Below are 14,440 nucleotides of genomic sequence, written 5' to 3' on the forward strand. Positions count from 1 at the left end.
TTTAATTTCAACTAATTCTAATCTATTAATTTGATGCAACAAAAAATGGTGATAAATTCACTCTTGCATTTCCTCTAGCTCCATAATAATTTCTGTAATTTTTATTCTTTTCAATTGTATAAAAAGAATCTACATAATCATCATTATTGGTATACCAACTATCTGGCATTGCTTGTATAATAGCTCCAGCTACTTGCCCTAAAACGTTAACCCAAGGTTGAGTTGAAACTGTTCCTATAATTTGAAAAACACCACTAACTATAGTTGATACTAAACTTTTATAATTTACATTGTCATCCTTTTCAAACAACTGAATATTTGCAGCCTGATACTTATAATCATCCCAAAATAACAATATTTGATTAGGATAATAATCTTTATCTTCATAATCTAAATAATACATAGGTATTATTTTTATTTCAGGCTTGTTATTACCATCTTTTATTCCAGAAGTAATAGCATACACTTCAGCAGCTCCACTAATCCATGGCTCTTCATCATCATTTAATCTTATCTTATCTAATTTAGTCGTCTGTAAACCAGCATTCCTTGAAGAAGTTGCTCTTAAATCTAATTTTGAAGTATCAAATCTATTATTTTGAACACCTTGTTCTCTAAGATACCTATTCATAAACTTAACCTCTTTCTTTAAAGTTTCAAAACCATTCGTTTCAATAACTATAACAGGTCTATTTGGTGCTTCTTTTGGATCTAGATAAACTACTTCTTTATTAATAGTAAAAGCTTCAATTACCTTCCAGTCTTTTTCATTTCCTTTAGGCGCATATGAAAACAATAACTCATCAACATTCATGTCCTTTTTAGGGTTATGTAACCATACCTCTAATATTTCAATTTTATCAGGAGCATTATCTGAATCGGCTTTTTCTTCTAACTTATTGGTTAATGTTGATAACCTGTTAAATGACTCACTTTTTAAAGATAAACCAGTAGTTTCATCTAAAATATTAGACATCTTAACACTCGGCTTTTGCCTTGACAACATGTTAAGCGTTTTACTTTTAAAACTCTTATTTTTCATCAAGTCGATAAACTCAAAAGTAACTTCTTTTTTATTTACCGAATTTGACTCCAATAATACCGCTTGGTTTTCAACTAACTCATCTGAAGAGTTACAACTTGTAATTAACAAAGACACTAATAATGTCTTTAATAGAATACGGGGGATTCTCATTTTTAAAAAATTTATTGATTAATATTTATTATTTCAAACAAACATACAAAAAACACAATAAATTATGTTAAAAATGTTAATTTATTAAAAATAAATTAACAAAAAGAAAACATATCAATTAATAAACCACTATAAACATCAAAAAGGTTAAAAATATGCAACTTTAATATTACCTTTTATCAGTAATACTTTTTTAATGCTAAAAGCGACTGATTAATATTTTTTCATTGTTTTTAAAATCACAAAATATCACTCCTAAGAAACTCTTTACTTCTTACACTCACAAAAAAGAACAAAAAAACTTTCTCTTTCAATATAAACCCATTTTTAAAGCTTTTAAGGCATTTTTTCACTATTCACAATTGTTAATATTTTTTAATCAAAACAGCTTAAAAACTTTATTTTAAAGTTAAAAAAATGTAAATTTGTAGAAATCATAATCGCTTCATGCGGTTATTTTTTTGAAAAAATGATACTAATTAATTAACTCAATAATATGAGCGAAGAAAAAAAACATAATTATTCTGCCGATAGCATCCAGGCACTTGAAGGTATGGAGCATGTTCGCATGCGTCCATCCATGTATATTGGAGATGTAGGTGTTAGAGGTTTACATCATTTAGTATATGAAGTAGTAGATAACTCTATTGATGAAGCAATGGGAGGACATTGTGATTCTATTGAAGTTACTATTAATGAAGATAATTCAATAACAACCAAAGATAATGGTCGTGGAATTCCTGTTGGGATTCATAAAAAAGAAGGTGTTTCTGCATTACAAGTTGTAATGACTAAAATTGGAGCTGGAGGAAAGTTTGACAAAGACTCTTACAAGGTTTCTGGTGGTTTACATGGTGTCGGTGTAAGTTGTGTTAACGCTTTATCTGATCATTTAACCGCAACAGTACATAAAGAAGGTAAAATTTGGCAGCAAGAATACGCAAAAGGTAAAACATTGTACCCTGTTAAAACAATTGGGGAAACAGATTTTACTGGAACCATTGTTACTTTTTTACCAGACAAATCAATCTTTGCGCAAACAACAGAATACAACTATGATACATTATCAGCTCGTTTACGTGAGCTAGCTTACCTAAACAAAGGTATTACTATCACTTTAACTGATAAACGTAACACAGATGATGAAGGTAATTTTATTAATGAAACATTTCATTCTACTGAAGGACTTCCTGAATTTATTAAATATTTAGATAGTACTCGTGAGCAATTAACTGCGAACGTTATTTCAATGGAAGGTGAAAAAAATGGAATTCCTGTAGAAGTTGCAATGGTATATAACACTTCTTATGCTGAAAACCTACATTCATATGTAAACAACATTAATACACATGAAGGAGGAACTCATTTATCTGGTTTTCGTCGTGGACTTACTCACACATTAAAGAAATACGCAGATGAATCAGGCTTACTTAAAAATGTAAAGTTCGAAATTTCTGGTGATGACTTTCGTGAAGGATTAACCGCCATAGTTTCTGTAAAAGTTGCAGAGCCTCAATTCGAAGGGCAAACTAAAACAAAACTAGGTAATAGAGAAGTTACTTCTGCCGTATCACAAGCAGTTTCAGAAATGTTAACGGATTATTTGGAAGAGAATCCGAACGACGCTAAAACAATTGTGCAAAAAGTAATTTTAGCAGCTCAAGCACGTCATGCAGCAAGAAAAGCTCGTGAAATGGTGCAACGTAAAACTGTTATGAGTATTGGCGGTTTACCTGGTAAATTATCAGATTGCTCTGAAACCGATCCTGCAGCTTGTGAAATATTCTTAGTTGAGGGTGATTCGGCAGGAGGAACTGCAAAACAAGGACGAGACCGTAACTTTCAAGCAATTTTACCGCTTCGTGGAAAAATTTTAAATGTTGAAAAAGCAATGCAACATAAAGTTTTTGAGAATGAAGAAATCAAAAATATGTTTACTGCTTTAGGTATATCTATTGGAACAGAAGAAGACCCTCGTGCTTTAAATTTATCTAAACTACGTTACCACAAAGTAGTGATTATGTGTGATGCCGATGTAGATGGTTCGCATATTGCTACTTTAATATTAACTTTCTTCTTCCGTTACATGCGTGACATGGTGGAACAAGGATACATTTATATAGCTACTCCTCCTTTATACCTAGTTAAAAAAGGTCAAAAAAGAGAATATGCTTGGGACGATAACCAACGTGATTTAATTGTTCAAAAATTAGGTGGCGGTGCTTCTATACAAAGATATAAGGGTCTTGGAGAGATGAATGCTGAACAGTTATGGGATACCACTATGAATCCAGAGTTCAGAACGCTACGTCAAGTTGTTATAGACAGTGGAACTGAGGCTGACAGAGTTTTCTCTATGTTAATGGGAGACGAAGTTCCACCACGTAGAGAATTCATTGAAAAAAATGCAAAGTATGCAAATATTGATGCATAATTTTAAAAATAATCATACAAAAAGCTCTCATACACAATGAGAGCTTTTTTTATATCTAAAACTACCTAATACTAGGTATAATATAATTTAACATATTTTTACTATATTTAAAAGTCACATATACTAATCAAAAACTGTAAAACAATGAAGAAAAGTATTTTAATTTTTATAGCTGTTTTTACCATGATTACAAGTTCAAAAGCTCAAGATGGTTTTGAACAAGCTATTCTAGGTAGTACAAAAGATGCCGGTAACCTAATCCAAGCATATTTCAACCCTGGAATGGAAGGATTAATAAATAGTATGAATAGTGGATGGTATCATACAGCTAAAGTTCATAAAAAATTCGGATTTGATATTACAATAGGTATAAACGCTAGTTTTATTCCTTCAGATAAAGAAACTTTTAACATTCAAAACGCTTTAGGAGCAGGTTCATCTATCACTTCTACTTCAACCTCAGCAGCTACTTTTGCAGGTCCAGATACTCCTACAACATTTACAGTTACCAGAACAATAGATGTAGGTGGAGCAAACCAACAAGTAACAGCTAATTTCGAATTACCTGGAGGAATAATTGGTGATTTACCATTAAAAGCTGTTCCAGCACCTGCAGTACAAATAGGTTTAGGATTACCTTATAAGCTTGAAGTTATGGCTCGTTTCTTTCCTGAAACAAAATTTGGTGATGACGGAGCAAAAGTTAGTATGTATGGAATTGGTTTAAAAAAAGAAATCACAAGTTGGTTTGGACCTTTAGATAAACTTCCCTTGCATGTTTCTTTATTAGCTGCTTATTCTAATTTAGATGTAAATTATGGTTTTGGAAATGAAACAACTGGTTCTTTAGAAGTACGAAATGGAATTGGAGAATTTGGTTTATCTGCTTTTTCATTCCAAGCTATTGCTTCTTTAAATTTTCCATTCATAAACATTTTTGGTGGTTTAGGTTATAATTCTGGAAATGCTGATTTAAGAATGAGTGGTACCTTTATCGGTAGTTTTACCTCACTTGGAGGAGAGCAGAAAGTAGCATTAACACCTCCTAGTTTAAAATTTAACTCTAGTAGTTTTAACACTACAATTGGAGCAAGAGTAAGTTTAGGTTTCTTTAAAATTTTTGGAAGTTATTCTTTACAAGAATACAATACAGTAAATGCTGGTATTGCTTTTAGTTTTAGATAAAATCAAAAAACCTACATAACAAGATTAAGCCTCATTGAAATATCAATGGGTTTTTCTTTTTTATACTTATACAAATAGCTATTTTTGTGCATCTTATTAATAATTTTCAATAAAAAATATATAAAATGAAAGTAACAGTTGTAGGAGCAGGTGCTGTAGGCGCAAGTTGTGCAGAGTACATTGCTATTAAAAATTTCGCTTCAGAAGTTGTTTTAGTTGATATTAAAGAAGGTTTTGCAGAAGGTAAAGCTATGGATTTAATGCAAACTGCTTCTTTAAATGGTTTTGATACAAAAATAGTTGGAACTACTGGAGATTATAGCAAAACTGCTGGTTCAGATATTTGCGTTATTACTTCTGGAATTGCTCGTAAGCCAGGAATGTCTCGTGATGAGTTGTTAGGAATTAATGCAGGTATTGTAAAAACTGTTGCAGCTAGCTTAGTTGAACAATCTCCTAATACTATTATTATTGTTGTATCTAATCCTATGGATACAATGACTTACTTAGTACACAAAGCAACTGGTTTACCTAAAAATAGAATTATTGGTATGGGTGGTGCTTTAGATTCTGCTCGTTTCAAATACCGTTTAGCTGAAGCTTTAGAAGCTCCTATATCTGATGTTGATGGAATGGTTATCGGAGGACACTCTGATAAAGGCATGGTTCCTTTAACTCGTTTAGCTACAAGAAATTCTGTTCCAGTATCTGAATTTTTAACAGAAGAAAGACTAGAACAAGTTAAACAAGATACTAAAGTTGGAGGTGCAACTTTAACTGGTTTATTAGGTACTTCTGCTTGGTATGCACCAGGAGCTGCTGTTTCTGGAATGGTTCAAGCTATTGCATGTGATACAAAAAAGATATTCCCTTGTTCTGCCTTATTAGATGGTGAATATGGTTTATCTGGTTTATGTATTGGTGTTCCTGTTGTTTTAGGTAAAGGCGGAATTGAAAGTATTGTTGAAATTAAGTTAGACAATGCTGAAAAAGAACATTTAACTGCGTCTGCTGAAGCTGTAAAGAAAAATAACGAAGCGTTATCTTTCTAATTAGCTTTTAAAAATAAATTTTTAATTTGAAGCCTGAGTTTTTTAAACTCAGGCTTTTTTTTATAAAAAAACGTTAAAATCTTCTTCTCTTTGTAAGATTATTGATTTTCACACGTCTTTAAGATAAGAGAAACATAACTTATGTTTCTTTTTCATAGTTTTTCATAGCAATTTTCCCACTTCTTTTTTGGAGTGGGTTTTCTCTTTTTATCATTTAAACACAAGTTAAGGAAAACTATTTTTTTCGGTATTGATGAGGATTTTTTCTAATACCTTTTGTAAAAAATTTTCGTAAAAAAGATCTTAAATTACTATCAATCTTCAAGAATACATTTTTAAACCTCTCTTCCGGCCTACCCCTAAATGTAGTAACATGAAATGTATCACTTTCTAAATATGAGATATCAGAAAAATAATAATTAGAAACACAACACCTTACCGCATCAACATTAACCTTACTAACCGAGTGCCATGAGTTTTGATGAGTAGCCATAACAACTAACCTATTAAATCTACTTTCTACTACAACAGGTTTGCTCTTCAAGCCTTGTTCCCACAACTCTAAACTACCTCCATGTTCTAATTTCCAATTAGGAGTAACGTAATATAATAGATTTAAAACGCGCCATTTATCTCTATCTTTATCGTGTGAGTTATCTAAGTGTGGATTCAAATAATTATTCTTCTTCATTAATGATAATCCTCCTGCATATAAATTTTCATCAGCATACACTTTATCCAACCCACAAATATCACTAATTAACCTTACATTTTTTTCTTCTTGAAACGCATAAACAACCTCCTCTAATAAAGCGTTGTACGTATTCATTTGATAAGCAACATACTTAAACTCTCTAATACTTTTTTTCTGCTTAGTAACTTCAACTTCAGGAAAAGAATCATAAATACAAGTAGCTAACTCATCTGGCAACAAATCATCTAAAAAAAAATATCCTATTGTTGATTTCTTTTCTTTATAAAAAGTTTTTAATTCATCTTTCTTTTCAGTAATTCTTTTAAAAATCAAATCACCTATTTCTTTTCTACTTAACTGCATATTGTATTTTTTTCAGAAAGAATTTGCAACTAGATAGAATATAAAATACCGGATAAAAAACCATAGAACTTGCTTCAGTTTTTAATTTAGTTTCCTCTTTATACATATTCCATTTTCCCATTTTAGAAACTCCCGAAGACAAACATTGTGCAATAAATACCTCTATTATTTTATAACTTAATTTTCTCTTGTATAAATTTATATTCATAGCATAATCAGATAAAATCTTGTATTTTAAACTATACTTAGTATTTACAAATAATGATTTTTTATAAAATGTAGCTTGGTGATGAACTGAATTCCGTATCCAAATTTTCCAGTTCCACGTTGCTTTCTTTTCAGTTTTGTTTTTACTATAAATAAAAGGATAGAAGCCTTTTATTTTATAATCAACCTTTCCAAAAATTAACTCCAAATCTTTTTCTTCAAAAAACGTTGCTATATTCTTTAAAACATCTTTGTCATAAAACTTATCATCTGTACCTAAAAAGTACAACCAATTTCCCTTCGACTTACTTATTCCTTTATTCATGGCATCATAAATACCTTCATCTTTTTCTGACAGGTAAAAAAAAGGAGCATCAAGTGTTTTCAAAAATTCTTTAGTTCCATCACTGGAATCTCCATCAATAACCAACACTTCATAATTTTTATACGTTTGCTTTTTTATACTAAACAAACATTCTTTAAGTTCTTTTAAATTATTAAAAGAAGGAATGATTATGGATATTTGTGGATTAATAATAGTTTAATTTATAAAAAAGTTATCTAATTGCTTTTGTTCTTTTTCCCAACACAATGTTTCCTTTGCTATTTTTTGATTTGATTTAATTTGGTTTATTAAATCTTTATTCTTTAATAAATATTTTATAGTTAAAGCGATATTTTTAGGCTCATAATTTTTCACTAAAACACCAACACCAAAACTACATATTACCTTTTTTATTTCAGGTAGGCTTCCCGCAATTATAGGTAATTCTGCATGAATATAATCAAACAGTTTATTTGGTAATGAATATTCAAAACTTTTACCTAAAGGCTCTTCTAATACCATTCCTAAAGTTGCTTTCTTAGTGTAATTAGGCAATTTTCCCCTTTCTACTCTACCTAAAAAATGAACTCTATTTGTCATTTTTTTTACTTTTACAAAAGTTTTAAGCTCCTTCTCTACTTTCCCATACCCAATAATTACCAGATCTACACCTTCTAAAAATGCTAACGCTTCAATCATAGGTTTTATTCCTCTACCAGGGTTTAAGACTCCTTGATATAAAATTACTTTGTTTTGAGTTGGAAAATTAACCTCTTCAAAGACTGTTTCTTGATTAGCAAAAGGTAAATTCCTCACCAACCCCATTGAATTATTATATTTTTTATGATAAAAATCTACAATAGATTGACTTACTGTAAATGATTTTTTAATCTTTGGTAAAAAATAGTTCTCTAATTTCCTCCAAAATCCTTGCACTATTTTTCTACCTTGTAGTTCTGGGCCTTCAGAAAACAATTCATGACTATCATATATTAAATCTGTTTTTCTTAGTTTGCTTGCAAAAAAACATGCTGGTAAAGTATCTAAATCATTTGACAAGACAAAATCATACTTTTTAAACAACAAGAAAAAAAACAACCTAATATTATATTCAGCATAAAACCAAACATTATTATTGAACCAATGTTTTTTATGATATATTTTATATGGCATATTTATTTCAAAAGTCCCTGGTAAAACCCTTCCATAAACAAAAACCTCAAAACCTTTTTCTATAAGATAACTACATGTTTTTTGAACTCTATAATCCGTAGAAAAATCATTAGTTACCGCAACAAAGACTGTTTTAGTATTTTTTATAGAATTGCCTTTAGACATTTGTTTGTTGTTGCACTACCTCAAACAATTCACCACCTTCACACTTAACTGTTTTTTGCTTATACTTAACAATTAACTGATAATCATGAGTAGCCATTAAAATTGTTTTTCCGCTTTTATGTATTTCATTTAACAACTCCATAACCTCTAAAGATGTTTTAGGGTCTAAATTACCAGTAGGCTCATCTGCTAAAATCAACTCTGGATCATTTAATAAAGCTCTTGCAATAGCTACACGTTGTTGCTCACCACCAGAAAGTTCAAAAGTTTTTTTATAGTACTTTTCCTTCATTCCCACCTTATCAAGCACTTCATGAATCTTATCTTTCATGTCTACTTTATTTTTCCAACCAGTAGCTTTTAGCACAAATTCTAAATTTTCATATACATTCCTATCATTCAATAACTTAAAATCCTGAAAAACAATACCTAATTTTCTTCTTAAAAAAGGAATATCTTTTTCTTGCATTTTTTTTAAGTCAAATCCAACAATACTCCCTAATCCACGTTGTAAACGTAAATCTCCATATAATGTTTTTAATAAGCTACTTTTACCACTACCTGTTTTTCCTATTAAATAATAAAAATCCCCTTTATTTAATGTAAAGTCGATTTTAGATAAAACTAAATTATCTCTTTGATAAATATCAGCTTTGTTAAGATGTAAAACAGGTATATCCATAAGTAAAATTGTTTTTTACAAAATTAAAATTTTATTACGTAATTCTATAACATTTATTACTTTTGATGATTATTCCTCCAACAAAAATAAAAAACTAACGTTATAGTTTCTAGATAACTAAAAAATATGAGAATTAATTGTATTAAAAAGAATGTTTTCTTTTTACTTTTTTTAGCTTGTACAACTGGTATTATTGCACAAAAAACAACATTTAATGCAACAGATAATGCTGATTTTTACAAAGCTACTGAACTTTATAATAATAAAGCTTATGCCGCAGCACAAAAGCTTTTTGTTAAAACTTCAAAAGAATCTGAACCTCATAAAAACATAAAAGCTGATGCCGATTATTATGACGCAATGTGTGCTATAAAGCTGGTTCAAGATGATGCTAACGATAAAGTTTTAAGCTTTGTTGAAAACCATCCGTATAGTAATAAAAAAGAAAAAGCATATTTAAATGTAGGTAATTATTATTTTTCTAATCGTAAAGCTGCACATGCTTTAAAATGGTATCAAAAAGTAAATGATAAGTTATTAAACCAAGAAGAAAAAAACGAATTAAATTATAAAATAGGTTACTGTCTTTTAGTTTCAAACTACTTAAAAGATGCTAAAGAACGTTTTAAAATGCTATTAGGAAATCCTATATACGGTAATGATGCTCGTTATTTTTATGGATACATAGCCTATAAACAAGAAAACTTTGGTGAAGCAGAAGACAACTTAAGTCAATTAGCTAATGACGCTACTTATCAAGCAAAAGCTAACTATTATATTTTAGATATTAGTTTTAAAGCTGGTCGTTTTGATAAATCTGTTCAAATTGGTGAAAAATTATTAAACACTTCTAAAGACAAAAAAGAAGTTTCTCAAATTTCAAAAATTATTGGAGAAAGTTATTTTAACTTAAAGCAATACGATAAGGCTATTCCTTACCTTACAAAGTATAGAGGTACTAAAGGAAAGTGGACTAATACTGATTACTATTATTTAGGATACGCATATTATAAAAAGGGAAACTATGAAACTGCTATTAAAAATTTTAATAAAATTATTGGCGGTACCAATAAAGTAGCTCAAAATGCATACTATCATTTAGGAGAATGTTATTTAAGACTTGACAAAAAAGCTGAAGCTTTAAATGCTTTTAAAAATGCAAGTGAAATGGATTTTGATCCTAAAATTACTGAAGGTTCATGGTTAAATTACGCTAAACTAAGTTATGACCAAGGAAATCCTTATAAAAGTGTACCTGAAGTTTTAAAAGAATATTTGGCTAAATATCCTCTTTCTCCTGAAAATAGTGAAATTAGCGAACTTTTAATAACCTCATACTTACATCAAAGAGATTACGTAGGAGCTTTAGAATACTTAAACAGCAACAAGAAAAACCCTGAAAATGAAAAACTAGCTAATGAGGTTTCTTTATACAGAGGTATTCAACTGTTTAATGAGCAAAAGTTAAACGAAGCCAAACCTTATTTTTTTAATGCAACAAAAGCTGAAAATGCTATTACTGTTAATAAAGCAAATTATTGGTTAGCAGAAACTGAATATTTATTAGGCAACTATGATACTTCTTTAACTCAATTTTTATTAGTTACTGATGATTCTTCTGTGAGCTTCAATCAGTTAGATTATAATATTGGTTACACTTTTTTCAAATTAAAAAAGTATAGTGATGCTGCTAATCATTTTCAACAGTTTTTAGATAAAAAAAATGATAATAACGATTTAAATGACGATGCTTCAAATAGATTAGGAGATGCTTTTTATGCCACTAAAAAATATAACAAAGCAATTGCTGCCTATAATAAAGTTATTCAAGAAGGTGGTACTGGAGCAGATTATGCACAATACCAAACAGCTATGAGTTATGGTTTTTTAGGCAAAAGTGACGATAAAATAGAAAACCTAAGAAAAATTTCTAATAGTTATGAAGATTCTCAATTAAAAGATGATGCTTTATTTCAGCTAGGAAATACATATACAACAACAGGTAGTGTTCCTAAAGCGCAAGCTGCATATAATAGAATACTAACTAAACATCCTAAAAGCAGTTATGCTCCAAGTGTTTTACTTCGTCAAGGTCTTTTATATTACAACAACAATAACAACAACAAAGCTCTACAAAAATATAAAGCTGTTGTAGCTAAATATCCTAATTCAAATGAAGCTAAACAAGCGGTTACTAACGTTAAAAATGTATATATAGACATAGGTAAAGTTGATGAATATGCTTCTTGGGTTAAAAATGTAAAATTTGTAAATGTATCAAATGCCGAGTTAGACAATGCTACCTACCAATCTGCTGAAAACAAATTTCTAGAAAACAACACTAACAAAGCTATTGAAGGTTTTACAAATTACCTACAACGTTTTCCGAATGGAGTAAATGCTTTAAAAGCTCATTTTTATTTAGCGCAATCATTAAATAAAATTAAAAAAGGAACTGCTGCCAAACCACATTATGAATATGTAGCTGCACAAAGTAAAAATGAATTTACTGAAGAGTCTTTAGCTAAACTTGGACAAATTTACTTAGACAATGATGATTGGAAAAATGGAATTCGAATTCTACAACAATTAGAAAAAGAAGCAAACTATCCTCAAAATATCATTTTTGCGCAAAGTAATTTAATGAAAGGTTATTATAATGACAATAAGTACTCAGATGCAATTACCTACGCTGAAAAAGTTTTAAGTAATGGAAAAATAGATAACTCAGTTATAGAAGATGCTAAAATTATTATAGCTCGTGCATCACTTAAAACTGATGATTATCAAACTGCTGAAGAGTTCTTTATAGAGGTGAATAAAAAAGCCACTGGAAAACTGAAAGCTGAATGCCTTTTTTACAATGCTTTCTTCTTAAATGATCATAAAGAATACGATGAATCTAATAAAGCTATTCAAAATTTAATAGCTAATTATTCTAACTATAAATATTGGGGAGTTAAAAGCTATATTATTATGGCTAAAAATCATTACGCTTTAAAAGATGCGTACCAAGCAACCTATATTTTAGAGAATATTATTAAAAATTTCACTCAATATAAAGACGTAATTGAAGAAGCTAAAAACGAATTACGTACTATTAAAAATAAAGAAGCAAAAACCAACGAATCAGTAACTAAACAAAACTAACATTTGTTACAAACTAAAGCTAAACACTTGAAATCAATGAAAAAGCACGTATGGTTACTTGTTTTATTTACAATATCAATTGTAAATGCTCAAGATAAAAACACAAAGAAAGCAAAAGATACTATTATAAAAACAGAAGTAGTAAAAGTAATTACTTCTTATGTTCCCAAAATTACTGATGCTTTTAAAATAAAAGAAAAGCCTACAATTACGCACACGAAAGAAACTGAAAAGAAAAAATTAGATTATCAAATATTTTCTGTTCCTGTTGCTTCTACTTTTATTCCTAAAAGTGGTGCTTTAAAAAAGATAAGTCTAGGAAAACGTGAGCGCTTATATGATAATTATATCTCTGCAGGATTTGGTAATATCGTATCTCCTTTTATAGAAACATATATTAGAAAAAGTATGAATCGTGATAGTGAATCTGGTGTATATGCTAAACTTCTGCTATCACTAGACCCTGTTGAAAACACCAAACTAAGTAGTACTTACTATAATTTAGATATTGATTTATATCACCAACAAGTTCAACGTTATTTTGTTTGGGAAGCTGGATTAAATTTAGAACGAAATAAATATAATTGGTATGGATTGCCTACAAATATTGATTTCACAAATGGTACAATTGATGCTATTGAAGAAGCTCAAACATATGGATACTATAACCTTTATGGAAAAATTAATTTTGATGATTCATATATAGACACCGCTAACGGATCTGTTTCTTTCTTTTCAGACGCTTTCAGTAGTAGTGAGTTCAATATTGATGCTGCTGTTAATTTCAACTTTCCTTTAGAAGGAATTCATAGAAATTTAAATGACCTGTTACTAAAAACTTCTGTCAATTTTTTAGGTGGAAAATTTGCTAACGCATATGAAAGTCAAAATGAAATTAAATATAGTTTTTTAACTTTAGGAGTTAATCCTTATTATAAATTCAATATAAAAGATTTATCTATAAAACTTGGAGGTAAAGGATACTTTTCTATGGATATAGAAAAAACTGTAAACCATTTTTTATTATATCCTGACGTAGAAATATCATATCCAATTGTAAAAGACTTTGCTAATATTTTTATTGGAGCTACAGGAGGTCTAAAAAACAATACGTACAAGAATTATTCTGACAACAATCCATATGTTTCACCTACATTAGATGTCACTCAAACTAATGAGAAATATAATGCCTTTGGAGGAATTAAAGGAAAAATGAGTCAGCAATTTAGTTATAATTTTAAGGCTAGCTATTCCGATATTGAAGACAGACCTTTTTACACACTAAACTATTCTAAATCTGACGGAAAAAAATCTACTGGCAGCAATGGTTTTATCTTAAATGGTTATGAGTTTGGGAACTCTTTTAGAGTAATATACAATGACACTAAGTTAATTTCATTTTTTGGTGAAGTTGCTTTTGAAGGCATAAAAAACTTAACCGTAGGTGCTAACCTTGAATTCAATAAATTTACACTTGAAAATCAGTTACACCCATGGAACGAACCAAAAATTAAAGGTGAATTATTTGGAAGTTATAAAGTTGATAAATGGTATGCTGGAGCTAATTTATTTTTTGTGGGAGAAAGAAAAGGCGTACAATATGACGGTATAACACCTTCTCCCTTTACAACTGTAAATTTAAAAAGTTATATAGACATTAATTTTAATGGAGGGTACCATTTTCATGATGACTTTTCTGTTTTCTTAAATTTAAAAAACGTTTTAAACAACAACTATCAGCAGTATACAAACTTCGGGGTTCAAGGATTTCAAGCATTAGGCGGAATCACATGGAAGTTTGACTCATTGTTTTAA

General features: G+C 29.6%; 10 protein-coding genes. 5 read left to right on the plus strand and 5 right to left on the minus strand.

Features of this window, described 5'->3' with window-relative positions; all coding sequences use genetic code 11:
- Positions 1-25: 25 nt before the first annotated feature.
- A complete protein-coding gene (locus ACKTTQ_RS12685) occupies positions 26-1,195 on the minus strand; it encodes a DUF3103 family protein (protein ID WP_113785622.1) in 1,170 nt (389 codons plus the stop codon).
- 496 nt (positions 1,196-1,691) lie between these two features.
- On the opposite strand from ACKTTQ_RS12685, the gene gyrB reads away from it, so the two are divergent.
- The 3 genes from gyrB (at position 1,692) to mdh (ending at position 5,866) form a co-directional block, all read left to right on the plus strand.
- Entirely contained in the window at positions 1,692-3,629 is a 1,938-nt protein-coding gene (gene gyrB, locus ACKTTQ_RS12690; protein ID WP_093870543.1) for a DNA topoisomerase (ATP-hydrolyzing) subunit B, read from the plus strand.
- A gap of 144 nt (positions 3,630-3,773) precedes the next feature.
- Positions 3,774-4,814, plus strand: a complete 1,041-nt coding sequence (locus ACKTTQ_RS12695; RefSeq protein ID WP_408049398.1) for a DUF6588 family protein — start codon at positions 3,774-3,776, stop codon at positions 4,812-4,814.
- 125 nt (positions 4,815-4,939) lie between these two features.
- Complete coding sequence (gene mdh / locus ACKTTQ_RS12700; RefSeq protein WP_408049399.1) at positions 4,940-5,866, plus strand: malate dehydrogenase; 927 nt, start codon at positions 4,940-4,942, stop codon at positions 5,864-5,866.
- A gap of 235 nt (positions 5,867-6,101) precedes the next feature.
- On the opposite strand, the gene ACKTTQ_RS12705 is transcribed toward mdh, so the two are convergent.
- The 4 genes from ACKTTQ_RS12705 to ACKTTQ_RS12720 are packed head-to-tail and all read right to left on the minus strand — an operon-like array spanning position 6,102 to position 9,475.
- Positions 6,102-6,923: a 2OG-Fe(II) oxygenase gene (locus ACKTTQ_RS12705; RefSeq protein ID WP_408049400.1), complete on the minus strand. Its 822-nt coding sequence runs from the start codon at positions 6,921-6,923 to the stop codon at positions 6,102-6,104.
- Positions 6,910-7,668, minus strand: a complete 759-nt coding sequence (locus ACKTTQ_RS12710) for a glycosyltransferase family 2 protein (RefSeq protein WP_408049514.1) — start codon at positions 7,666-7,668, stop codon at positions 6,910-6,912. Before ACKTTQ_RS12710 ends, ACKTTQ_RS12705 begins: the two co-directional genes overlap by 14 nt.
- A 3-nt stretch (positions 7,669-7,671) precedes the next feature.
- Entirely contained in the window at positions 7,672-8,793 is a 1,122-nt protein-coding gene (locus ACKTTQ_RS12715) for a glycosyltransferase (RefSeq protein WP_093870537.1), read from the minus strand.
- A complete protein-coding gene (locus ACKTTQ_RS12720) occupies positions 8,786-9,475 on the minus strand; it encodes a cell division ATP-binding protein FtsE (protein WP_093870536.1) in 690 nt (229 codons plus the stop codon). The genes ACKTTQ_RS12715 and ACKTTQ_RS12720 overlap by 8 nt, the downstream gene beginning before the upstream one ends.
- 126 nt (positions 9,476-9,601) lie before the next feature.
- Here ACKTTQ_RS12720 and ACKTTQ_RS12725 point away from each other — a divergent pair, with 126 nt between their 5' ends.
- Positions 9,602-12,625, plus strand: a complete 3,024-nt coding sequence (locus tag ACKTTQ_RS12725) for a tetratricopeptide repeat protein (protein WP_408049401.1) — start codon at positions 9,602-9,604, stop codon at positions 12,623-12,625.
- Positions 12,626-12,661: 36 nt separating this feature from the next.
- Positions 12,662-14,440, plus strand: coding sequence for a TonB-dependent receptor (locus ACKTTQ_RS12730; protein ID WP_299135576.1), 1,779 nt, complete (start codon positions 12,662-12,664; stop codon positions 14,438-14,440).

The organism is Tenacibaculum halocynthiae (assembly GCF_964512825.1).
Classification (GTDB): Bacteria; Bacteroidota; Bacteroidia; order Flavobacteriales; family Flavobacteriaceae; genus Polaribacter; species Polaribacter halocynthiae.